At 33.6% G+C, this 22,616-nt stretch carries 23 protein-coding genes and 2 pseudogenes; 18 read left to right on the top strand and 7 right to left on the bottom strand.

Features of this window, described 5'->3' with window-relative positions; genetic code table 11:
- Positions 1 to 57: 57 nt before the first annotated feature.
- Together EAG08_RS18160 and EAG08_RS18165 are read right to left on the bottom strand one after the other, a co-directional pair.
- On the bottom strand, positions 58 to 618 hold the full coding sequence (locus tag EAG08_RS18160) for a YdcF family protein (RefSeq protein WP_129536662.1): 561 nt from the start codon (positions 616 to 618) through the stop codon (positions 58 to 60).
- A 5-nt stretch (positions 619 to 623) separates the two neighbouring features.
- Positions 624 to 2,084: a S41 family peptidase gene (locus EAG08_RS18165; RefSeq protein ID WP_129536663.1), complete on the bottom strand. Its 1,461-nt coding sequence runs from the start codon at positions 2,082 to 2,084 to the stop codon at positions 624 to 626.
- Positions 2,085 to 2,311: 227 nt separating this feature from the next.
- On the opposite strand from EAG08_RS18165, the gene EAG08_RS18170 reads away from it, so the two are divergent.
- The gene (locus EAG08_RS18170; protein ID WP_129536664.1) at positions 2,312 to 3,403 is read left to right on the top strand and encodes an MBL fold metallo-hydrolase; all 1,092 of its coding nucleotides are present in this window, start codon (positions 2,312 to 2,314) and stop codon (positions 3,401 to 3,403) included.
- Position 3,404: 1 nt separating this feature from the next.
- Here the strand turns inward: EAG08_RS18170 and EAG08_RS18175 are convergent, their stop codons facing one another.
- On the bottom strand, positions 3,405 to 3,692 hold the full coding sequence (locus EAG08_RS18175) for a GNAT family N-acetyltransferase (RefSeq protein WP_129536665.1): 288 nt from the start codon (positions 3,690 to 3,692) through the stop codon (positions 3,405 to 3,407).
- 107 nt (positions 3,693 to 3,799) lie between these two features.
- On the bottom strand, positions 3,800 to 5,101 hold the full coding sequence (locus tag EAG08_RS18180) for a hemolysin family protein (RefSeq protein ID WP_129536666.1): 1,302 nt from the start codon (positions 5,099 to 5,101) through the stop codon (positions 3,800 to 3,802).
- 160 nt (positions 5,102 to 5,261) lie between these two features.
- Here EAG08_RS18180 and EAG08_RS18185 point away from each other — a divergent pair, with 160 nt between their 5' ends.
- Complete coding sequence (locus EAG08_RS18185) at positions 5,262 to 6,446, top strand: MFS transporter (protein ID WP_228446640.1); 1,185 nt, start codon at positions 5,262 to 5,264, stop codon at positions 6,444 to 6,446.
- 192 nt (positions 6,447 to 6,638) lie between these two features.
- Here the strand turns inward: EAG08_RS18185 and EAG08_RS18190 are convergent, their stop codons facing one another.
- The 3 genes from EAG08_RS18190 to EAG08_RS18200 form a co-directional block, all read right to left on the bottom strand.
- Positions 6,639 to 8,858: an NADP-dependent isocitrate dehydrogenase gene (locus tag EAG08_RS18190; protein WP_129536668.1), complete on the bottom strand. Its 2,220-nt coding sequence runs from the start codon at positions 8,856 to 8,858 to the stop codon at positions 6,639 to 6,641.
- 124 nt (positions 8,859 to 8,982) lie between these two features.
- A complete protein-coding gene (locus tag EAG08_RS18195) occupies positions 8,983 to 9,975 on the bottom strand; it encodes a hypothetical protein (protein WP_129536669.1) in 993 nt (330 codons plus the stop codon).
- Positions 9,976 to 10,119: 144 nt separating this feature from the next.
- Entirely contained in the window at positions 10,120 to 10,572 is a 453-nt protein-coding gene (locus EAG08_RS18200; RefSeq protein WP_129536670.1) for a T9SS type A sorting domain-containing protein, read from the bottom strand.
- A 166-nt stretch (positions 10,573 to 10,738) separates the two neighbouring features.
- Between EAG08_RS18200 and tpx the strand changes: the two genes are divergently transcribed.
- The 16 genes and pseudogenes from tpx (at position 10,739) to EAG08_RS18285 (ending at position 22,611) form a co-directional block, all read left to right on the top strand.
- Positions 10,739 to 11,236: a thiol peroxidase gene (gene tpx / locus EAG08_RS18205; protein WP_129536671.1), complete on the top strand. Its 498-nt coding sequence runs from the start codon at positions 10,739 to 10,741 to the stop codon at positions 11,234 to 11,236.
- A 182-nt stretch (positions 11,237 to 11,418) separates the two neighbouring features.
- Positions 11,419 to 12,024: a hypothetical protein gene (locus tag EAG08_RS18210; protein ID WP_164998594.1), complete on the top strand. Its 606-nt coding sequence runs from the start codon at positions 11,419 to 11,421 to the stop codon at positions 12,022 to 12,024.
- A gap of 172 nt (positions 12,025 to 12,196) precedes the next feature.
- Positions 12,197 to 12,847: a hypothetical protein gene (locus EAG08_RS18215; RefSeq protein ID WP_164998595.1), complete on the top strand. Its 651-nt coding sequence runs from the start codon at positions 12,197 to 12,199 to the stop codon at positions 12,845 to 12,847.
- 70 nt (positions 12,848 to 12,917) lie between these two features.
- A pseudogene (locus tag EAG08_RS18220) lies at positions 12,918 to 13,639 on the top strand (adenylate/guanylate cyclase domain-containing protein).
- 475 nt (positions 13,640 to 14,114) lie between these two features.
- Positions 14,115 to 14,525 carry a hypothetical protein gene (locus EAG08_RS18230; protein WP_129536676.1) on the top strand — a complete coding sequence of 137 codons (411 nt, stop codon included), beginning with the start codon at positions 14,115 to 14,117 and terminating at the stop codon, positions 14,523 to 14,525.
- A gap of 41 nt (positions 14,526 to 14,566) precedes the next feature.
- Entirely contained in the window at positions 14,567 to 14,890 is a 324-nt protein-coding gene (locus EAG08_RS18235; protein ID WP_129536677.1) for a hypothetical protein, read from the top strand.
- 50 nt (positions 14,891 to 14,940) lie between these two features.
- Positions 14,941 to 15,782: pseudogene (locus EAG08_RS18240) on the top strand (adenylate/guanylate cyclase domain-containing protein).
- Between the two features lie 18 nt (positions 15,783 to 15,800).
- The gene (locus EAG08_RS18250) at positions 15,801 to 16,091 is read left to right on the top strand and encodes a hypothetical protein (RefSeq protein WP_129536680.1); all 291 of its coding nucleotides are present in this window, start codon (positions 15,801 to 15,803) and stop codon (positions 16,089 to 16,091) included.
- Entirely contained in the window at positions 16,088 to 17,809 is a 1,722-nt protein-coding gene (locus EAG08_RS18255) for an adenylate/guanylate cyclase domain-containing protein (protein WP_129536681.1), read from the top strand. The genes EAG08_RS18250 and EAG08_RS18255 overlap by 4 nt, the downstream gene beginning before the upstream one ends.
- A 128-nt stretch (positions 17,810 to 17,937) precedes the next feature.
- A complete protein-coding gene (locus tag EAG08_RS18260; protein ID WP_129536682.1) occupies positions 17,938 to 18,522 on the top strand; it encodes an HD domain-containing protein in 585 nt (194 codons plus the stop codon).
- 7 nt (positions 18,523 to 18,529) lie between these two features.
- A complete protein-coding gene (locus EAG08_RS18265; protein ID WP_129536683.1) occupies positions 18,530 to 19,408 on the top strand; it encodes a YitT family protein in 879 nt (292 codons plus the stop codon).
- Between the two features lie 295 nt (positions 19,409 to 19,703).
- Positions 19,704 to 20,915: a DUF763 domain-containing protein gene (locus EAG08_RS18270; protein WP_129536684.1), complete on the top strand. Its 1,212-nt coding sequence runs from the start codon at positions 19,704 to 19,706 to the stop codon at positions 20,913 to 20,915.
- 181 nt (positions 20,916 to 21,096) lie between these two features.
- A complete protein-coding gene (locus tag EAG08_RS22995) occupies positions 21,097 to 21,243 on the top strand; it encodes a hypothetical protein (protein ID WP_317126285.1) in 147 nt (48 codons plus the stop codon).
- Positions 21,210 to 21,686: a Crp/Fnr family transcriptional regulator gene (locus tag EAG08_RS18275; protein WP_317126286.1), complete on the top strand. Its 477-nt coding sequence runs from the start codon at positions 21,210 to 21,212 to the stop codon at positions 21,684 to 21,686. Before EAG08_RS22995 ends, EAG08_RS18275 begins: the two co-directional genes overlap by 34 nt.
- 76 nt (positions 21,687 to 21,762) lie before the next feature.
- Positions 21,763 to 22,173 (top strand): VOC family protein, encoded by a 411-nt coding sequence (locus EAG08_RS18280; RefSeq protein ID WP_129536685.1) that lies wholly within the window; start codon positions 21,763 to 21,765, stop codon positions 22,171 to 22,173.
- 33 nt (positions 22,174 to 22,206) lie between these two features.
- Entirely contained in the window at positions 22,207 to 22,611 is a 405-nt protein-coding gene (locus EAG08_RS18285; RefSeq protein ID WP_129536686.1) for a VOC family protein, read from the top strand.
- The last annotated feature ends 5 nt before the right edge of the window (positions 22,612 to 22,616 follow it).

The following is a 22,616-nucleotide window of genomic DNA, read 5'->3' on the forward strand; positions in this document are numbered from 1 at the left end:
GATAAAACTACATATTTTTTTTATGCTTTTCTTAAATTGATGCTTTATTAATTAGATTTACTGTGTATAAAAAGCCGGAAATTCTCTCAGAACAGAATAAAAATCCCGCCATTCAAAATATCTCGGACTTGCACTGCTTACATTCTTAAATCCTTTATTGCTGAATAATTTTTTCGTTCGTGTCACATGAAAGTATTGCGAAACAACAATAAGACTTTTAAAATGATATTTCTTTTGAATTTTTAAAGTATTTTCAACGGTTAATCTTGTATTATCTCCTTTGTTATCAACGATAATGACAGAATCTGGAATGTTTTTACTAATGAGATATTCTTTCATTTTTGAACCTTCATAAAATCCTTCTTTTCCCAAACCGCCACTTACAATTATTCTTTTAATACGATGATTTTGATAAAGTTCAACTCCGGTTTCAAGACGTTTTTCCAATCTTTCAGATAATGTTCCGTCTTTATTTACTTTATTTCCAAGAATTACTGCAACATCTGCCTGAGCTCCGTTATCAGATAAACCATCATAAATAATGTACACAGAGTGAATGATGAACCATGTGAAAATGGCAATACAAATGGTTTTTAAAACTTTAATAATCAGCTTCATTCGCTTTAATTCTGAGTTTTATTGTCTTTTAATTTCTGAATATCACTCTTTACCCAATCTAGCTGCACATCTTTTTTATCAATAATATCCTGCATACTTTCATCAATTTCAACATCAGGAACGACCCCCTTTTGAGTATTTCCAAATGTAATGTTGGGTTGAACTAAAAGTACCCCGATCGGTAAATCTATTTGTGAGTTGGGAAGTTTTTGGTAAGAATAAAATCCTGCAACGGTTCCATCATTTGCACCACCGGTTTCTTCGCCGACTAAAGTTACACGTTTGTCAAATTTTAATTTAGATGAAATAATGGACGATGCCGAAAAACTTCCGCCATTAATCAAAACATACACTTTCCCTTTGAAAGCGTTTTCTTTTGGCTTTGTGGCTTTGTTTTCTTTCATTTTATAGTACGCAATTCCATCTTTTCCTTTGTAAACATTCAAAGCCTGATACAAGAAATATCCGGGATAAGCCAAACTTTTATAAGTGTATTCCAATGGATTTGATTTTCTGAAATAATTGGTTTTCAATGGAGTCAATCTCGAAACAAGCTTGGAAGGTTTTATCAAAACAAAAGGTTCCGGAGCGAGGTAAGAGTATAATTGATTGATTTCGTAGAGTGACCCGCCGTAATTTTCACGGATATCAATGATGAGATAAGAAGATTCTGCATTTTTGATTTTCTCGAAAGATTCTTTATAAAACTTATTTGAAAACGTTCTTGAAAAACTTTTTATTTTCATGTACGCAATCGTGCTGTCTTTATCTAAAAATTTAAAATTTCTGTTATAAGAGCTCGTTGCAGCCACATAATCATTCAGCTTTTTCTCGGGAGTTCGTTTTTTCTCGGCTTTATCTTTTTCAATTTCTGTTTTATTTTTTGATTCTCTTTTTAATGTTAAAATTTGTCTTTCGTCATTGTAAAGTGTTTCAATTTTAGCGCTGTCCATAATACCTTTTTCGGCAACGAAAAAATTAAAGAAAACATCTTTCAGATAATACGGATAGAAAGTGGTGTTGTAACCGTCACTGCTTATTAATTGACGGTATTTTTTAAGATAATCAGAAACAGGAACACCATTAATGCTTAAAAGTTCGGTTCCGGGTTTAATATTTTGAATGGAATCTTTGTTTTCAATAAAATATAAATGATCGTCTTCTACATGATATTCAAATCTTCCGAAAAGTCCTTTTTTGTTTTTTAAAGCTTTAATTTCCTTTTTTGAAAACCTTTTTGCAGGAATTTTCAATGATAAATGTCCCTCACGGATTTTTGCAATGACAGGCTGTAATTTAAAATAAAACTGAGTGGAAGTGAGAGGTTTATTGATAGTGGTTTTTAAACTGTCAAATTTAAAATCAAGTTCTTGTTTTGAAATATACCAATTCAGATTTGGGTGCATTTCCTGAAGTTTTCGGTAAGCAAAATCTACATCTTCACGAAGTTTTTCTGGTGAGATCATGCTTAATCTTTGTTCGTTATACTTTTTCACGGGAGAACATGAAAAAAGAAAGAGAACAAATGAGATTGTTAAAAAATATTTCAAGGCGTAGTTTTTTTTGATAAACGAATTTAAAAACTTTTAAATATAATTTGATTAAAAAAAGTAAAATTCATTATCGTGCGTCATTGATGAAAGAGTAGTAAACTTAGAGAAAGTTTTTTACATTTGAATTTCAAATTTTCACAATGATTTATTTCATCATATTGGCTGCGATTATCGCAATTGTAACGTATTTAGTAATGTCTCAAGAAGTTTTCGGCGCAGAACCGAAAGGAGAACGACTTGAAAGAATGCTGAAATCTAAGAATTATAGAAACAAGCAGTTCCAGAACCAAAGCTTTACACCGTCATTTGCAGAAGGGTATAGCATGCCGAAAGTGATGTACAATTTTTTCTTTTCTAAAAAAGATCCGTTGTTGAAACCTCTGCAGAAGATACCTGCAGTTCATACCGATTTAAAAAATCTTCCCTCCAATGAAGATGTTTTTATATGGATGGGGCATTCATCGTATTACATACAGATTGATGGGGTTTCATTTTTAATTGATCCTGTTTTAAGTACGTATGGTTCGCCCTTTAAATTTTTCAACAAAGCTTTCGAAGGTGCAGATTTATTTAAACCTCAAGATATTCCGAATATTGATTATTTGGTGATTACCCATGATCATTACGATCATTTGGATTATCCAACAGTAAAGGAAATCCGTGACAAAGTAGGAAAAGTGATCATGCCTTTAGGTGTAGGTGCTCATTTTGAAAAATGGGGGTATTCTCAGGATCAATTGATTGAAGAGGATTGGGAAACAACTGTAGAATTAAAAAATAGTTTTAAAATTACCTTCACTCCGGCTAGACATTTCTCTGGAAGAAAACTCCGTAGAAATAATACGTTGTGGACTTCTTACGTTCTTGAAACACCGACAAAAAAACTGTTTTTAGGCGGAGATAGCGGTTATGATACTCATTTTGAAACGATTGGAGAAAAATATGGCCCGTTTGACTATGCCATTATGGAAAATGGACAGTATAACCCAGCTTGGAAGTACATTCATGCTTTGCCTGAAGATGTTATTCAGGCAAGTATCGATATTCAGGCAAAGAATATTATTCCGGTACATTCGGGAAAATTTGCTTTGGCTTTGCATCCTTGGAATGAACCACTACAAAAAGTAGCGACACTAGGTAAAGAGAATAATTTACACATTCTCACTCCGAAAATCGGTGAAAAATTAGATTTAAATAAAACAGATCAACATTTTCAGAATTGGTGGGAATAATTTAGTCATGCCAGATTCCTTTGTATCTTTTCGGATGATTTTCAAGTTGTTGTCTTACAAAATCGCATTCAGGATCGATCATAAGGTCTTTTTCTTCAGCATAGCTTACCAATTTATCTAAAAGAAGTTTGGCATAACCACGTCCTTCCAAATCTTCATCAATTTTGGTATAGTAAACATTCATCAATCTTCCGTCAACAGAAATCGACATATAACCAACCTTTTTGTCGTCAATTAATAACTGTAACTCGTCCTGATAAGGGGTTATTTCAAACTTTATATTTTCCATAATTTCGGATGTTTATTGGTGAAACTCTTCCTTAAAATTACAAATTAATATTTTACAAAGCGAAGATTTTAAGAATTTTAAAATAATTTATAATCATTTAAATTAAATTATTCATTCAACATCGTTTTATCTACATTCAGAATTTTGCTGGCTAAAATTTTGTCAACTCGGTTTCCGTCTTTGTCAACGATTTCTAAAAGAAGGTTTCCGATTTTTACAGTGTCGCCGGTTTTTGGCATTTCATCATAATCATGAAAAAACAGTCCTGAAACGCTCACAAACTTCTTTTCAGCCTCCTGATCGATTTCAACATCAAAATATTTTTTAAAATCATAAATCGAGCATTTTCCGTCAATCAACCATGAAGTTTCATTTCGTTTGATAATTTCCGGTTCCACGTCAGTTCCGTCAGGAATATTTCCAATCAAATCATCCAGAATATCATTCAAAGTAATGATTCCTTTCGTTGTTCCGTATTCATCAATAACAACCGCAATATGCGATCTATTGTTTTGGAAACTTTCTAAAAGCGGATAAATAAATGAATTTTCACTCACAAAAACTGCTTTTTTAAGATGGTCTTTCAATGAAAAATTCTGATGCGAAAAATCAAAAAGATCTTTCATTTTTACAATTCCGATGATATTGTCTAGATTGTTTCTGTCGGTAACAGGATAGGTTGAATATGAGCAACTTTTAATCTTAGTTTTAATGGTTTCATAACTGTCATCAATATTCAACGAAATAATCTTAGAACGGTGAGTTGCCAAAGAATTTACTTTTCTGTCACCTAAAGCAAAGGCATTTTTCAGAATGTCGTGTTCTTTTTCTTCAATAATTCCGCCTTCACTTCCTTCTTTGATGATTGATTTTATTTCTTCTTCGGTGACGCTTTCTTTTTTGTCGTTTTTAATTCCGAAAAGTTTTAAAATTCCCACATTGGTAACGGTAAGAAGCCACACAAAAGGTGAGGCTAGTGCTGAAACCCAATACATCGGCTTTGCAATGAAAATGGAAATTCTCTCAGGAAATTTCATACCTAATCTTTTAGGAATCAATTCGCCAAAAACAATCGATAAAAACGTAATTAGCGCAACAATTAAAACAGAAGCAATTGCTTTTGAATATTCTGAGAAAGTTTCAAACTGAGAAATGTATTTTGCGAAATTTGCGGTGAGTTTGTCTCCGGAATAAATTCCAAGCAGAATTCCGATTAAGGTAATTCCTATTTGAACAGTGGAAAGAAACTTGTTAGGATTTTCAGAAAGTTTAATGGCTGTTTTTACGTTGGAATTTCCTTTCTTTTCGATACTTTTTAGTTTGAATTTTCGGGAAGAGATCAATGCCATTTCTGACATTGAAAACACTCCGTTAAGAAGTATTAATACAATAATGATGAAGATTTCCATAGTATTTTGGTGGTGATTATAAAAGTAAGAAAAATTAAAATAAAATAAAGGCTCTTTTTTGATTGAATTTAATAATATCCTATTTCATAATTATTCATCTAAACAAACAAGCTTTAACAAATAAAAAGTTGGACTTTTGTTGCTTGAAAATTTCATGCGGATGTTAAAAGAGAGAAATAAACTCATTGCGACGATATTGGCTTTTGCGGTCATTCCGATGTCGGGTCTGGCGACGGATATTTATTTGCCGTCAATGCCGAGTATGGCAACGGAACTACATCAACCAGAAAGTAATATCCAGCTTACTTTATCGATATTTTTAATCAGTTATGGTCTTACTCAGTTTTTTGCCGGAAGTATTGTAGATTCATTCGGAAGATACAAGGTTTCCATGGCTTCACTGGCTTTGTTTGTCGTTTCATTTTTAATTACAGCAACGACGCAGAATATTTTTATTATCTACGCCATGCGAGTGCTCCAGGGAATTTTATCAGGATTTGCAGTGGTTTCCAAGCGGGCATTTTTTGTAGATGTTTATGAAGGAGAGCAGCGAAAACATTATTTGAGCATCATGACGATTGTATGGTCTGTAGGTCCTATTATTGCGCCTTTTATTGGTGGATATTTACAGCATAATTTCGGATGGCAGTCTAATTTTTATGTGCTGGCAGGGTATAGTCTACTTTTATTAATTCTCGAATTTATTTTTTCCGGAGAAACATTGAAAGTGAAAAATCCTTTCAATATCGATTTTCTCATTAAAGAATACAATTCAATGTTCAAAGCCAAAGATTTCTTCTACGGAATGCTGATGTGTGGATTGAGTTATTCAATGATTATGTTCTTTAATCTCTGCGGCTCATTTATTATTGAGCATAAAATGGGTTATTCTGAAGTAGTTGCAGGTTATGTTTCTTTAATTCTCGGTTTTGCGTGGATGACGGGAGGCTTTTTAGGAAAAGCATTAATCAAAAAAGCATTTTTGCCCAAAATTAGATTCGCCAATTTCATTCAGATTATTTTAATCATTCTGATGTTTGTAGCATCTTATTTTACAAGCAATATCTACAGTTTGGTGGCTTTTGCCTTTGCTGTTCATGTGACAGCAGGATTTATCTTTAATAATTATTTCTCGTACTGCATCGGTAGGTTTCCAAATTCTGCTGGAATCGCAGGTGGTTTGACAGGTGGAGTAGCCTTCATCATCACTTCTGCATTAAGTTACGGAATTGTAGCGTTGATTAAGCCTGAAGTTCAATTGCAGGTTGCAGAAGGTTATTTCGTGTTGGGAGTATTAGGATTGTTTGTTTTAAGTTTAATTAAAATAAGAAAAGCACATATTTAAATATAAATGTGAATCTACATTATTAAGAAATCTTAAAGTAAAATATTACTTTTTAAATCTTTTTCGTAATGCTAACTGGGATAATCCTTTATGAATTGTGCCATTTGTGAAAAATATTCGTAATCATTTTATGTTTAAAAACAAAAAAGCTCCTTTAAAAAAGGAGCTTTCAATTTATATTAAATTCGAAAATTAAATTCCGTCAATAATTTCATTTAAAACAGTACTTGGTCTCATTGCCTCATACGTTTTGAAAGTATCAGTTTTGTAGTATCCATTAATATTTTGAGGCTTACCTTGAGCGCCAATTAATTCAGAATTGATTACTTCTTCGCTTTCCTGCAATGCTTCTGCAACCGGAGCAAATTGTTGAGCCAATTCAGCATCTGCAGTTTGTTTTGCTAAAGCTTCTGCCCAGTACATAGCCAAATAGAAATGAGAACCTCTGTTATCGATTTGTCCAACCTTTCTTGCAGGAGACTTGTCAGTCGCTAAGAATTTAGCATTTGCTTCATCTAATGCATCCGCTAAAACCTGAGCTTTCGTATTCCCTTGAGTTTGTGCTAAATGCTCTAAAGATGCCTGTAACGCTAAGAATTCACCTAGAGAATCCCATCTTAAATATCCTTCTTCCAAGAATTGCTCAACGTGTTTTGGAGCAGAACCTCCAGCTCCAGTTTCGAATAAACCTCCACCGTTCATCAATGGAACAATAGAAAGCATTTTAGCAGAAGTTCCAAGCTCAAGAATTGGGAAAAGATCTGTAAGATAATCTCTCAATACGTTTCCTGAAACAGAAATAGTATCTTTTCCTTCTCTTGCTCTTTTCAGAGTTTCTGTCATTGCATCTTTTACATCAAGAATTTTGATATCCAATCCGTTGGTATCGTGATCAGCTAAGTATTTTTCAACTTTTTTGATCATTTCTCTGTCGTGAGCTCTTCCTTTATCTAACCAGAAAATAGCTGGTGTATCAGAAAGTCTTGCTCTGTTTACAGCCAATTTTACCCAATCCTGAATCGGAGCATCTTTCGTCTGACACATTCTGAAAATATCTCCAGCTTCAACTTTTTGAGAAAGAAGAGCAGTTCCAGCTTCATCCTGAACTTCAATTGTTCCTTCAGCCGTAGCTTGGAAAGTCTTGTCGTGAGAACCATATTCTTCAGCTTTTTGAGCCATCAAACCAACGTTCGGAACAGAACCCATTGTTGTAGGATCTAATTTTCCATGCGCTTTCATATCATCAATTACAGATTGATAGAAACCTGCATAAGCACGATCGGGAATGATACAAACTGTATCTTCTTCTTTACCTTCCTTATTCCACATTTTCCCACCGCCTCTTACCAAAGCAGCCATAGAAGCATCAACAATAATGTCTGAAGGAACGTGGAAATTCGTAATTCCTTTGTCAGAATTTACCATTGCCACTCTTGGTCCGTTTGCCAAAGCCGCTTCAATATCAGCTTTGATTTCAGCTTCCTGAGCATTTCCTTTGATTTTATCGAAAAGGTCAGCAAGACCGTTGTTTGGATTTACATCTAAAGAATCGAAAGTCTCAGCATATTTAGTGAAAACATCTTTGAAGAATGTCTCAACGATCGCTCCGAAAACGATTGGATCAGAGATTTTCATCATTGTAGCTTTTAGGTGAGCCGAAAGTAATACATTTTTATCTTTAGCTTCTTGGATCGCTTCTTTAACGAAAGATTTCAAAGAATTTAAATTCATTACAGAGGAATCGATTACTTCTCCGGCCTTTAGATCTGCGAAATCTTTTAATAAAGTTTCTGCACCGTCATTACCTTTAAAAACGATTTTATATTTTGTAGCGTTCTCAAGAGTCGTCGAAGTTTCAGTTCCGTAGAAATCTCCGCTGTTCATGTGAGCAACATCAGTTTTGCTGTCAGATGCCCAATCGCCCATTCTGTGTGGGTTTGTTTTTGCGTAATTTTTAACGGCTTTTGGAGCACGTCTGTCAGAGTTTCCTTCTCTTAACACAGGGTTTACAGCACTTCCTAATACTTTAGCATATTTAGCTTTGATGGCTTTTTCCTCGTCATTTTTCGGTTCTGCAGGATAGTTTGGAACTGCGAAACCTTTAGCTTGTAATTCGGCGATTGCAGCATCTAGCTGTGGTGCAGAAGCAGAGATGTTGGGTAATTTGATAATGTTTGCGTCAGGCTGAGTCGCTAATTCACCCAATTGAGCTAAAGCGTCATTGATTTTCTGATCATCTTTCAAAAACTCAGGGAAGTTTGCTAAAATTCTTCCTGCCAAAGAAATATCCGGAACGGCGATTTCAATGTTTGCTGGTTTTGTAAATGCTTTTACAATCGGTAAAAACGAGTGTGTTGCCAACATCGGAGCCTCATCTGTAAGTGTGTAATAGATTTTTGATTTTTCTGACATTATACTGTTATTTATTATTTAAAGTTTTAGTTTCACAAATTTAGTAAATATCATTGTTTTATCAGGAGTCTTTGCATAAAAAAAGAGGCTTTTGCCTCTTTAAAAAAAAATATTTATTTTGATATTATTTTGCAGTTGAAATAATCCCTTTTGCTGGAGATGAGAATGTAACACCGCTACTTGTCCAGCTTCCTGAATTGGTAGTGTTTGGATTTAAATAATATCCATATGCTTCAGTTTCAGAATATACAACTATACTTCCACCAGAAGCTAATCCTCCCTTAACAGGCGAAGAAAAAGTTACTGAACTGCTAGTCCAACTTCCGGAATTCGTTCCGTTAGGATTTAAATAATAACCTTTTGCCTCATTATCAGAATAAACTACAATTGTATTGTTTGATGAAACTGCACCTTTAATGGGAGATGTGAAAGTTGCGGAACTACCATTCCAAGATGCTGAGTTTGTTCCGTTTGGATTTAAATAAAAGGATTTTGCTTCATTGTCAGAATACACAACAATTGCATTATTTGATGCAATAGCACCTTTAACTGGTGAAGAAAAAGTTACATTACTTCCGTTCCAACTTCCAGAATTTGTTCCATTGGGATTAAGATAGTAACCTTTTGCTTCATTGTCAGAATACACAACAATGGTATTATTTGATGCAATAGCACCTTTAACTGGTGAAGAAAAAGTTACATTACTTCCGTTCCAACTTCCAGAATTTGTTCCATTAGCGTTTAAATAATATGCTTTTGCTTCATTATCAGAATATACAATAATACATCCATTTCCTGTATTGTTTTTAAGCGAAACAATATTTCCACTGCTATTTGAAGATGTGGTAGACAGGACACTTCCTGCAACCAAAGCGTAAGGTACACTCATCAATTGATTAACCCCAACATTCGTATAGTTACTCCCACCAGCAGGATCCATTTCTACTTTCACAAATTTTGTGTTTGTACCCCAGTTAATTCCTCCAAAATTTCCTGTTGTAGGAGTTCCTTGTCCAATATTTAAATTAACTAAACCTTTTGAGTTTGTTGTTTTATTTTGAGTTTCAGTATATAAAACAGTTCCTGTCGCAGAATTATCTAAAATGCTTATTCTCAAAGCAACGTTTCCGTTGGCAATTGGAGCACCCGTAGCGTTGAAAGCAATTGTTTGATAACTAAAAGCTTGCGGAACTTGTGCGCTTAAGAAAGAAGCGATAAATAATCCTAAAGTAGCGTATATTTTTTCATGTATAATTAGTTTTTAAAGTTTTTTAATAATTTTAATTGGTTTGATGTCAGGATTTTTGAACGTAATCATGTAAGTGCCTTGACTCAATGTTCTTAAATCTAATTTGTCTGACTGTAATTTTGTTTTTAAAACAAGTCTTCCTGCAAAGTCGTAAATTTCAACTTCGTCGATTTTTGATTTTGAAGTTAATTTTACATAAACGAAATCAGCAGTAGGATTCGGATAGATTTTTACCGTCTCATTTTCCAATTCACTTACGCCCAAAACCTGTAATACAGATTGATAAAGCATTCCCATTGTTCCCGAATTGTTTTGGTCAGGATCAGTAGGAATCACATAGATTTCTCCTACAGAATGCGTGAAATTATCTGCAGATACAGCTCCGGAATTGATGTTGCCAATCACTGATTGGGCAAATCCGAAGCATGGTAATGCAAATAACAACAGAGTAATTTTTCCTCGCATGGCTATTAATTTTTTTTAGGTGCGTAAATCTAATTAAATTTTGATATTGAAAACATGATTTTAATTATAAGTATTTTTATGTTCACTTTAAGAATTATTTAACCTTTATTTCAAATGAAATCGGCTGAAAATTGAATAAATTTGAGAAACTTTAAAAAATTAAATTATGTCTAATATTACTTTAAAAGGAAACGCAGTACATACATTAGGAAAACTTCCTGAAGTAGGTTTTACCATCAAAGAATTTGCATTGGTAGATTCAGGCTTAAATGTAAAAACTTTAGATAGCTATGAAGGAAAGAAAAAAGTATTTAATATTTTCCCGAGTATCGATACGCCAACATGTGCATCTTCCGCAAGAAAATTCAACGAAGAAGCTAACCAATTAGAAAACACAGTGGTCATCAATGTATCTAAAGATTTACCGTTTGCTTTAACAAGATTTTGTGCTGCTGAAGGTTTGAATAATGTAGAAACACTTTCAGATTTCAGAGGAACTTTCGGTGACGATTATGAAGTAACGATCACAGATTCTCCTATGAAAGGTCTTTTGAGCCGTGCTGTAATCGTAACTGACGAAAACAATAAAGTAGTTTACACAGAGCAGGTTTCTGAGATTGCAAACGAACCAAATTATGAAGCAGCCTTAGATGCTTTGAAATAAGAAAAAGTATTTCTCATCAATTTGAATCATTCTGTTAGTTTAATAGAATGATTTTTTTATTTTTGTGGATAAACGATTTAACCATCCTATTGAAAAATAAAACTACATCTTTTATTATAATCTGTTTTCTTTTTTACGGGAATACAGTTTTTAGAGCGCAGGAATCTGTTGAGATTCTAGAATTGAAAAAGAAATTATCTTTAGCTAAAACTGACGACGAAAAAATTGCAGGTAACAAAAAACTTTTCAGTACCTATTATCCTAAAAATGTAGATAGCTCTATTGTTTATGTGAAAAATATGATGTCGCTTTTTGAAAAAAAGAAAGATGTTAATAAACAGGGCGAAATGCATTTGGTTCTTGCAGAATTGTATTTAGTAAAAGCTGATTTTAATTTATTAGATTTTCATCTGAAAAAAGGCGAACAGTTCTTAGAAAACTCTAGCGATTACAACAGCAAAGCAATGCTGAATCATATGTTTGCGCTTTCAAATGTTTATAAAAAGAATAATGATGAAGCTTCGAAATATTTTCAAAAAAACATAAAATATTATAGAGAGGGAAAAGATATAAGTAAGCATTTTGTGATGTTTGCTTATCAGGGTTTGTTTTCTAATAGTTACACACAAAGTAAATTTAGTGACACTTATGAAGCCGCAAATACATACGTTAATTTTGTAAAAAAGAATTACCCAGATAAACTTAATCAAGCATATTTAGTCTTAGGAAGCTTTTATATAGGCACCAAAAATCATGATAAGGCCATTGATTCTTTTAAAAAAGTATAGAATTTACCGACAAAAAAGACAAGGAGCAGATTAATGGTACTTACAGCTTATTAGCATTATGTTATGAAGATAAAAAGAATTAGATTCTGCTAAATATTATTTAGATATGTCTTATGATTATTTCAAAGACAGCAATTCACCTAGTTTAGCAACCATATATTATGGTTATGCATTGTTAAATAAACATGACAAAAATTATACGCTTGCAGAAAATTATATACATAAAGCACTAAAGCTGATACCAATGCAAGATATTGCGTCTACTAAATTTACTTATCAGTCGGTTTTGCACGATATTCAGGTTACAAAATTGCTCTCAGAAAATAATAAATCTTTAAATAAGGAGGAGCTTGAAACTTTGTTAAAAGATTTAAATTCCGAATCTGATTTTATAAAAAATACGAACACTTTGATTGTTCCTCAACTTATCATTCAAAACAACCAAAATTTATCTAAAGTACATGAAAAGTTGGGCAACTATGAACAAGCCCTATTTTATCATAAAAAGTATATTGAAGAAAATGAGAAAATATATGGTTTAGAGAAAATGAAACAGCTCTCAAATCTTCAATCCGAAACCGAGCTCAACAGCGAAAGAACCCGAATAAAATTAGAAGAAGAAACCAAAAGAATTCAGCTCCAGAAAGAAATAGAACTAAAAGCACTCCGTTTTGAATTTGAAAAAAAACAAGCAGCTGCGAAAACCGATGAAGAGCGTAAAAGACTTTTGTTGGAAGAAGATGCAAAGAGGAATGAAATTGAACTTAGTTATGCTTATCAAAAAAGGAGGCGGAACAAAAATACATACAGGAGAGAAAGTTAGCCAGCATTAATCAGGAAAAAAAGATGCCATTGCCAAAGCAGATTTAGAAAGTTCTAAAACCCAGAAAAATATGTGGGCAATAGGAGCGGGACTTTCGCTTTTATTATTAGGTTTTGCCGGGTTTTCATACAATCAAAAGCGCAAAGACAATAAAAAAATCGCTGAAGAAAAACAAAAATCAGACGATTTATTGCTCAATATTCTTCCTTTTGAAGTGGCCGAAGAATTAAAAGAAAAAGGAAAAACCAACGCAAAACATTTCGATGAAGTTTCAGTTCTGTTCACAGATTTTGTCAACTTTACGGCAAATTCCGAAAGAATCGGCGTGCAGGAAGTTCTTAATGAGCTGAATATCTGTTTCACAGAGTTTGACAATATCATGGAAAAATACAATTTAGAGAAGATAAAAACTATCGGTGATGCATATTTGGCTGTAAGCGGATTACCTGTTTCCAATGATCAGCATGCGAAAAATGCAGTCAATGCAAGTTTAGAAATTCTTTCTTATATCCAACAAAGAAAAAAGATAACCCCAATGCTTTGGACATCAGAATCGGAATTCACTCCGGACCTATCATTGCTGGAATTGTGGGTGTGAAAAAATTCGCTTACGATATTTGGGGAGATACGGTGAACACGGCTGCTAGAATGGAGCAGAACAGTACCTTGGGGAAATTAAATGTTTCTGAAGCGACCTATCAATTAATAAAGGATGATTTTATTTTTGAATATCGAGGTAAAATCGAAACCAAAGGTAAAGGTGCATTGGAAATGTATTTTGTAAATTCTTAAAACATAAGATTTTGAGGAAAAATATACTTTTTGCTTTCATGGTATTCCATAACTTTTCTTTTGCAGAGGATTCTTTGAAAACCCATAAATATGATGTGCTTTTTTAATATCTTGCAATAAATATTCTCATTTGATGCTATCATTTCCATGAAATACAAAAAAACATTTATTTATTCTTTTTCATTCTGCTTTCGGGATATTTCCAGGCACAAAAAACGACGAAAGATTTCTGCAATATTGTAGTAAAAGATAATTTCTTCAAAGAAAACCAGAATGTTGATTTAGATAAACCATGGAAATTTAGCATAGGAGATAATAAGGAATGGGCGAAAAATGACTTTGATGATTCAAAATGGGAAAACTCTATCACCAAAAAATTTGAAAACTCAAAATTAAAAAGAAAAATCCGCAGGATATTGTTTGGCTAAGAACAGTAATCTGCATAGATTCTACTGCAGAGCATCAACCTCTAGCTTTGGAATTTAGAAGTGGTGCTGCGATGGATATTTATTGGGATGGAAAATTTATCAAACGATACGGGAAATTTGCAAAAGAAGGAGAAGAACCACAATACGTAAATCCTACTCTTCCTCTTATCTTAAATGGCGGTGCTGCAGGTGCTCATTTACTCGCAGTTAGATACGAAAATACAGAGCCTTTTGCTGACCAGGTAATACAAGGATTTCAAATTTCGATTTCAAATCCCAATTCGACTATCGCAGTAATGATGAGGCAAATTCTTATGAGAGGAGTACTTATTGAAGGTATTGCTTTTATCTTTTTAACATTGTTTTTAATTCATTTTCTCTCTTTTTTATTTTATAGGAAAGATCGTTCAAATCTGCTATTTTCCTTATTTAATCTTGGGATGTCTGTGTTTTGCTAGCATGGTTTTTCTCTTATGAAACAGAAGATATTAAAACAAATATGCAACTTGGTTACATCAGTTCTTTTGCCGGTTTGTTTGCAGCAGTTTTTTTAAGTGTGATGCTTAATAGCCTTTTTGGTAAAATAGGATTAAGATTTAAAATTCTAGTTGCTTTATCTGTAATTTTGTGTTTTTTAATCACATTTCCTAGTATCGCGCAGGATTTTGCAAAACCGTTATATATTTTCATTATAACATCTGTCTGTTTAGAAGCTTTATATCTTGTTATTCGGGCAATTATTAAAAAAATACCAGGGTCAATAATAATTGGTGCTGGTTTGCTTTTTTCTTTATCATTCTCATTGGTACAATATTATATTTAATTTATTCAGGTGGTAACTTAGAGGTTAATCCGGGAAATAGTTTTAGCGAAATGTCTATTTTCATCATTTTCATCATTTTTATTTTCAGTCTTCCATTTACACTTTCGGCTTTTCTTGCATGGCGTTCTGCCAATGATAATAAAAACCTTAATTTACAGATTGAGCAGGTGAAAAACCTGTCTTATGAAAAGCAACAGATTCTTCAAAATCAAAATGATTTACTTGAAAAACAGGTTGATGAACGAACTTTTGAACTGCAGAAAGAAAAGCAGAAAACCGAGAATCTACTACTGAATATTCTTCCTCATGAAGTTGCAGAAGAATTGAAAGAAAACGGAAGTTCAGAAGCGAAATATTATGACGAAGTCACTGTTTTATTTACTGATTTTGTTAATTTTACCCAGAGTTCAGAGAAAATGGGCGCGGAGAAAATGTTGGTTGAGCTCAACGAATGTTTTACCGCTTTCGATATGATCATGGAAAAACATGGTTTAGAAAAAATAAAAACGATTGGAGATGCTTATTTAGCAGTTTGTGGATTACCACTTAAAAATAAAAGTCATGCGTATCAAACGATTTTGGTAGCTTTGGATATTATTTATTTTATCGAACAGAGAAAAAGACAAATCCTAATACTTTGGATATCAGAATCGGAATTAATTCAGGTTCTTTGATTGCCGGAATTGTTGGGGTGAAAAAATTCGCTTACGACATTTGGGGCGACACCGTAAATACAGCTGCAAGAATGGAGCAGAACAGTGATAAAGGAAAAATAAATATTTCTGAATCAACCTATCAACTGGTGAAAGATAATTTTGCTTTTGAATTTCGAGGGAAAATCGAAACCAAAGGTAAAGGCGCAATGGAAATGTATTTTGTAACTAAATCTTAAATTTAATTTGATAAAATTTTGAAAAAAAATATACTCTTTACATTTTTAATATTTACCTTTTTTGCTCTGCAAAATTTCTGTTTTGCTCAAAATTCTCGTGAGAAACCTAAAATTTTTACCGAAAAAGAAATAAAATACGGAGCAGAAATCGATGAAGCAAGTAAATTCTTTGCAGGTGATAATCCGGCATTTGCTTCTGTTGAATTTGATGATTCTAATTGGAAAAATCTTAAGTTTTCATCAAAAAAAGCTACACTAAAGATCAACCTTATTGGATTAGATATTATTTTAAAATCGATTCTACAATGATTAATCAATCACTGTGTTTTGATGTGAAACAGGTTGGTGCTTCTGAAATTTATCTTAATGGTAAAAAAATCGAAACTATTGGCAAAATAGGAGATAGCAAAACAAGAGTATTTAAAGTAAAAAACGAAGTACCTCAATTATTTTCTTTACATAATACAGAAGTCAACGTTTTGGCCATTCGCTTTTTGCCCATCGTTGGTGGTAAAAAAATAAGCATCAAATATAGTCCTGTAACGCTGGATGTAGAGCTGGTTTCTGCCAAGGAGTTTTTGGAAGAAAATATTAAAATGCTGAAGGGGTTCAATTTTGTGGCTATGCTCATCTGTGGTGTGTTTTCAGCTTTGGGATTCATCCATTTACTGTTATTTTTATTTTACAGAAAGGCAATCTACAATCTTTATTTCTCCACGTACAATCTATCCATCGGCTTACTCAGTTATATGGTTCTATCATTTTACGAGATGACAGATCCGGAAAGTGTAGAGTGCTATGGTTTCTTTTCCTTCCTTGCGATACTGGTTTTTGGTGCATCGCTTACAGGTTTTGTCAACACGTTATTTGGACGGAGTAAAATCAGGTTAAAAATTATGCTGATACTTGCTGCATTGTTACTGATTCTCTATTATTTTTCTACAAAAGCGGCTTTTGGGTTTCTTACTTTTTATATATTTTTCGTTTGGTTTGAGTCACTATATCTCATCATTCGAGCGATGATAAGAAGAGAAAAGTCAGCATTTATTGTTGGTGGAGGAATTCTTACTTTCTGTTTAATTATCATTCTTACCATCATTGCTAATATTTTAGATTCTTTAAATATTGCAATGCCCAGAATATTTTCGGGAGATGAATTTGGCATATTTGTCTTAGTTCTCATTCTCGTAAGTTTCCCTATTTCAATCTCTGCTTATTTAGGCTGGCAATTTGCATCAACCAATTTAAGTCTTGTAAAACAACTTGATGAAGTCAACCGACTTTCTGATGTTAATTTAAAACAAGAACAGGAAAAACAACAGATTCTTCAGGATCAAAATGATTTGCTTGAAAAACAAGTTGACGAAAGAACCTTCGAATTGCAGAAAGAAAAACAGAAAACAGAAAACTTACTCCTTAATATTCTTCCACACGAAGTTGCAGAAGAATTAAAGGAAAACGGAAGTTCTGAAGCCAAATATTACGATGAGGTCACCGTTTTATTTACAGATTTTGTTAATTTTACCCAAAGTTCTGAGAAGATGGGTGCTGAGAAAATGCTGGTAGAATTGAATGAATGTTTCACCGCTTTCGATATGATCATGGAAAAACATGGTTTAGAAAAGATAAAAACAATCGGTGATGCCTATTTGGCAGTCTGCGGTTTACCGCTTAAAAATGAATGCCATGCGTATCAAACAGTTTTGGTAGCTTTGGATATCATTGATTTTATTGAAGAAAGAAAAAAGACAAATCCTAATACTTTGGATATCAGAATCGGAATTAATTCAGGTTCTTTGATTGCCGGAATTGTTGGGGTGAAAAAATTCGCTTACGACATTTGGGGCGACACCGTAAATACTGCTGCAAGAATGGAGCAGAACAGCGAAAAAGGAAAAATAAATATATCTGAATCTACCTATCAGCTCGTAAAAGATAAAATAAATTGCGAATACAGAGGGAAAATTCATACCAAAGGAAAAGGCGAAATGGATATGTATTTTGCGATTGAAACTAAAAAAGATTAACCACAAAAGTTTTGTTGCCTTTGCTGAGTGAAACGCCTTTGCGAACGAAAAATATGCAGAATAACATTCAAAGAAATCCTTGCGCTCTTTGCGTTTAAATAAACAAGAAACACATTTTCTATTTTAATATGGAATACGAAAAATTAAATAAAATAATATTAAAAAGACTCAAGGAAAACCTTCCTGAGCACCTTTCATACCACAGCGTAATGCATGTGAAAGACGTTATTGATTCTGTCGAAAAAATTGCTAGGTCAGAAAAAGTGAATGATGAAGATTTAGTTCTGCTGAAAACGGCAGCATTATTCCACGATACCGGATTTTTATACGGCTCAAAAAATCATGAAGAAAAATCATGTGAAATTGCCGAAGAATATCTTTCAGAGTACGGATTTTCTGAACCGCAGACTGAGAAAATAAAGGGAATGATCATGGCGACAAAAATTCCGCAGACTCCGCACAATCATTTAGAACAAATTTTAGCCGATGCTGATCTGGATTACCTTGGAAGAGACGATTTCTTTGTCATCGGAGATAAATTATTCGAAGAACTTTCGATGTTTGGCATCGTAAATTCTGAACGTGATTGGAATTTATTGCAAGAGAAATTCCTGGAAAGTCATCATTATTTTACCCAGACAACAATCAACAACAGAAAGCAGAAGAAACAGGAAAATCTTAATATCATCAAAACAAAACTAAAAAACTACTGATCATCTTATGAGCTCAGCAACCAAACATGGCCCGCTATTTACCCTATCAGATATTATTTATCTGGTTTTAGGTGTAATTTTTGCAAGTTTTGCTTTAAAATCTTTTCTCGTTCCCAACCACTTTTTAGATGGTGGCGTTACCGGAATTTCACTTTTATTACACGAAGTTTATCATTGGAATCTTGGTGTCATTCTATTGGTTTTAAATATTCCTTTTATCGTTTTGGCATATTTCCAGATTGGGAAACATTTTGCTATTCGAAGTTTTTTGACAATTTTATTAATCATCATAACCATCTATTTCGTTCCTTTTCCGGAAATGACACATGACAAATTATTGGTCGCCATGTTTGGCGGATTTTTCATGGGAATCGGAATCGGATTGTCAATGAGAGGTGGCGGAACTTTCGACGGAATGGAAGTTTTGGCATTATTAACATTCAAAAAAAGCAGTTTCAGCATTACTGAAATTATTTTGGGAATGAATGTCATTATCTTCATCATCGCCGCAAAATTTTTAAAAGTAGAAATCGCTTTGTATGCGATTATGACCTATCTCGTTGCAAGTCAGATTACTAAATATGTAATTGAAGGGATCGAAGCTTATACCGGTGTAACCATTGTTTCAGGAAACAGTGAAGAAATCAAAAAAGCTTTGGTTTTAACGATGAACAGAGGAATCACAGTTTACAAAGGAGAAAGAGGTTTCATGAAAGAATCTTTTGAACAAAGTGCAGATGCAGACATTATTTTTACGATTGTAACTCGTTTAGAAGTAAGAAAATTACAGAATATCGTTCGTGCAATCGATCCAAAAGCATTTATTTTCACCCAAACTGTAAGAGAACCTCAGGGTGGAATTGTAAAGGAAATTATAAAGCATTAAAGTTTAAATTAATATTGAATATTGCCTTGTGGAAATTGTTTTCGCAAGGCTTTTTATTTCAAAATTAAATTTTATTCATTGATTTTATTTAAAGCATTATAATTCAAATAAACACAGGCTATTTCATCAATAGGAACGGGCTTTAGCCCGTTTAATAAGTGAAAAATCATAATGGCTTTAGCCAAAATTTATAGTACTCTTTTCGTGAAATTTGTGAAAAGAATTTGTGTTCTTCGTGTTTAAAAAACTGCTTCAAATCATCAAAATTATTTATAATTAAAACTACCTTTACGTAATGAAACGCTCCGGAACTGCAACATTACCCCTTCACTACGGAAAAGTACCGCCTTGGCTGTACGAGCGTATGGCTGTACTCGGACTTTCGATTGTAGAAGTCATGTTGGCTGATTACGGAAAAGATGAGGTACTTAAAAGATTGGCAGATCCATTTTGGTTCCAGAGTTTTGGCGCAGTAATGGGAATGGATTGGCATTCTTCCGGAATCACAACTTCGGTGATGGGCGCTTTGAAACGCAGCATCAATCCCAATTCTAAAGAGCTCGGGATTTATATTTGTGGCGGAAAAGGCAGATTTTCAAAAGAAACTCCGAACGAACTTCTCGTTATCGCAGATAAAACCGGTTTAAATGGAACTGAATTAGTTCGTGCAAGCAAATTATCGGCAAAAGTTGACAATACGGCAATTCAGGATGGTTATCAGTTGTATTTGCACAATTTTATCGTTTCAGACGAAGGAAACTGGGCAGTGGTACAGCAGGGAATGAACGATGCAGACGGAACTGCAAGACGCTATCATTGGCATTCTGAAAATATGAAATCTTTTGTTGATGAACCTCACAAAGGAATTCAGGGAATTAATCAAGGTCAGATCCTGAACTTAACCGCTCATGAAGCTAAGGAAAGCAGAAAAGGAATTTTGGAAATCTCCCATACCAATTCTGAAAAAATAATGCAAGATTTTGCCAATTTGATTTTACCTGCACATCACGATGTTCGTGCTTCAGATGTTGATTTGAAAAAATTGGGAACACTTTTGTACATGACCAGAGAAAATCAGCCTGAAAACTTCGAAGAACTGCTTTTATTGAAAGGTGTTGGACCGCGAACTTTACAAAGTCTCGCTTTGGTCAGCGAAGTCATTCACGGAGCGCCATCAAGATTCAGAGATCCTGCAAGATTTTCTTTTGCAAATGGTGGGAAAGACGGACATCCGTTTCCTGTTCCCATCAATGTTTATGACGAAACCATCAACATTCTGCAGAAAGGAATTGAAAAATCAAAGCTCGGAAATTCAGATAAATTGCAGTCAATCAATAAACTTCACACTATTATTTCAGAAGCAGAGAAAAATTTCACGCCAGATTTCGACATTAATGATGTAATTGAAGAAGAACGTCAGAATTCTTGGCGTTTCGGTGGGAAAACAGTCTTCGGTGACGCAGAAAAACCTTCAAAACCAAAACCAATTCAACTATCGTTATTTTAATTGATAAAAGATTGGTTTGAATGAATTTTTAAAATAAATTCACTCTTCTCGGTGGTTTATTTTTCAACTAAAATATCTTATGCCTTCATAACTTTTGCAACTTTTGTGTTTTAAATTTAAATATTTCACTTTTAATTCCAAATAAAAATTATAATTTTAAAATCTTAAAAATATTATTTGGATGAGCACAAAAGTCTTTAGCGTTTACCACGATTTTCCTTTTTTCTTCCCTGAAGAGCTTGATGAAATAATTAATGCACACGAAAAAGTATTTTTCATAAAGGCGATTTTATTTTGGAAGAAGGAAAAACATCCAACGAATATTTAATTTTAGAGAAAGGTTTAGCGCGGTCTTTTGTGAATGATTTTAACGGGAACGAAGTGACTACCAACTTCTTTGTTGAAAACGAAATTATCATCGAAGTTTCTTCATTGTTTCAGAGAATTCCTACCCAGGAAAACATTGTCTGCATCACAGATTGTGAATGTCAAAAAATCGATTTTGATACTTTTCAGGAATTATATCATAAAATGCAAAACCTAAGTGAATGGGGGAGAGCTTGGATGTCGCAAGAACTTTTCACCTATAAACAACGTTCCGTAGAAATGTTTACGCTATCTGCAACAAAACGTTATCTCAATCTTTTAGAACAAAAACCGCACGTTATACAATTTGCTCCCCTGAAGCAGGTCGCTTCCTATCTTGGTGTTACAGACACTTCATTAAGCCGAATTCGCAAAGAATTAGTTTCGCATCCTAAGAAAAATTAAATCTTGTCTTATGGCAAGTTGATTTTCATGGCGACTTGGTAATTTTGGTTAAAAGTTCAACATTAAAATTACAAAAATGGAAATCAATCAAATTTATGTCAACCTTCCTGTAAAAGATGTTCAGAAAACGAGAGAATTCTGGACAAAATTAGGGTTTTCTATCAACGAGCAATTCTCAGACGAAAAAGCGATTTGTGTAATCATGAAAGCAGATCATATTTACACGATGTTTTTAACGGAAGAGTTTTTTCAGACTTTCACAGACAGACCCGTTGCCAAAGGAGAAACCACTCAAACGCTTATTGCCATTGGTGTAAAAAGTCGTGAAGAAGTAGATCAAATGGTAAAAATTGCCATTGATAACGGAGGTTCTACATACAGCGAACCACAAGATCATGGCTGGATGTATCAAAGTACTTTTTCAGATTTGAACGGTCATCAGTGGGAAGTTATGTTTGCAGATGCTTCTCAGATTCCGGCAGAATAAGATTCTAATTATTACAAATTTAAAATTACGAAAATGAAAATCAATCAGATTTATGTCAACCTTCCGGTAAAAGATGTTCAGAAAACAAAAGACTTCTGGACAAAGCTCGGATTTACGATTAACGAACAATTCTCAGATGAAAAGGCGGTTTGTGTGGTTTTAAATGATAATACCTTCGTTATGTTTTTAACTGAAGAATATTTCCAGACTTTTTCTGAAAGACCTGTTCCAAAAGGCGATACCACACAGGTTTTGGTCGCAATTGGTTTAGACAGTCGTGAGGAAGTTGATCAGGTAGTAAATGCTGCTGTAGCAAATGGTGCAACTCAGCATGAAGAGCCGCAGGATTACGGATGGATGTATCAAAACTCTTTCTGGGACATCAATGGCCATGGTTGGAATGTAACATTTGCAGATATGTCTCAACTTCCTCAATGATAATC

The sequence above is a fragment of the Chryseobacterium sp. 3008163 genome (genome assembly GCF_003669035.1).
Taxonomy (GTDB): domain Bacteria; phylum Bacteroidota; class Bacteroidia; order Flavobacteriales; family Weeksellaceae; genus Chryseobacterium.

Bases quoted from the DNA above. Each gene is read 5' to 3' on its own strand.
- EAG08_RS18160 (WP_129536662.1), bottom strand. From the start codon at position 618: ATGAAGCTGATTATTAAAGTTTTAAAAACCATTTGTATTGCCATTTTC.
- EAG08_RS18165 (WP_129536663.1), bottom strand. From the start codon at position 2,084: ATGATCTCACCAGAAAAACTTCGTGAAGATGTAGATTTTGCTTACCGA.
- EAG08_RS18170 (WP_129536664.1), top strand. From the start codon at position 2,312: ATGATTTATTTCATCATATTGGCTGCGATTATCGCAATTGTAACGTAT.
- EAG08_RS18175 (WP_129536665.1), bottom strand. From the start codon at position 3,692: ATGGAAAATATAAAGTTTGAAATAACCCCTTATCAGGACGAGTTACAG.
- EAG08_RS18180 (WP_129536666.1), bottom strand. From the start codon at position 5,101: ATGGAAATCTTCATCATTATTGTATTAATACTTCTTAACGGAGTGTTT.
- EAG08_RS18185 (WP_228446640.1), top strand. From the start codon at position 5,262: ATGTTAAAAGAGAGAAATAAACTCATTGCGACGATATTGGCTTTTGCG.
- EAG08_RS18190 (WP_129536668.1), bottom strand. From the start codon at position 8,858: ATGTCAGAAAAATCAAAAATCTATTACACACTTACAGATGAGGCTCCG.
- EAG08_RS18200 (WP_129536670.1), bottom strand. From the start codon at position 10,572: ATGCGAGGAAAAATTACTCTGTTGTTATTTGCATTACCATGCTTCGGA.
- tpx (WP_129536671.1), top strand. From the start codon at position 10,739: ATGTCTAATATTACTTTAAAAGGAAACGCAGTACATACATTAGGAAAA.
- EAG08_RS18235 (WP_129536677.1), top strand. From the start codon at position 14,567: ATGCAACTTGGTTACATCAGTTCTTTTGCCGGTTTGTTTGCAGCAGTT.
- EAG08_RS18255 (WP_129536681.1), top strand. From the start codon at position 16,088: ATGATTAATCAATCACTGTGTTTTGATGTGAAACAGGTTGGTGCTTCT.
- EAG08_RS18260 (WP_129536682.1), top strand. From the start codon at position 17,938: ATGGAATACGAAAAATTAAATAAAATAATATTAAAAAGACTCAAGGAA.
- EAG08_RS18265 (WP_129536683.1), top strand. From the start codon at position 18,530: ATGAGCTCAGCAACCAAACATGGCCCGCTATTTACCCTATCAGATATT.
- EAG08_RS18270 (WP_129536684.1), top strand. From the start codon at position 19,704: ATGAAACGCTCCGGAACTGCAACATTACCCCTTCACTACGGAAAAGTA.
- EAG08_RS22995 (WP_317126285.1), top strand. From the start codon at position 21,097: ATGAGCACAAAAGTCTTTAGCGTTTACCACGATTTTCCTTTTTTCTTC.
- EAG08_RS18280 (WP_129536685.1), top strand. From the start codon at position 21,763: ATGGAAATCAATCAAATTTATGTCAACCTTCCTGTAAAAGATGTTCAG.
- EAG08_RS18285 (WP_129536686.1), top strand. From the start codon at position 22,207: ATGAAAATCAATCAGATTTATGTCAACCTTCCGGTAAAAGATGTTCAG.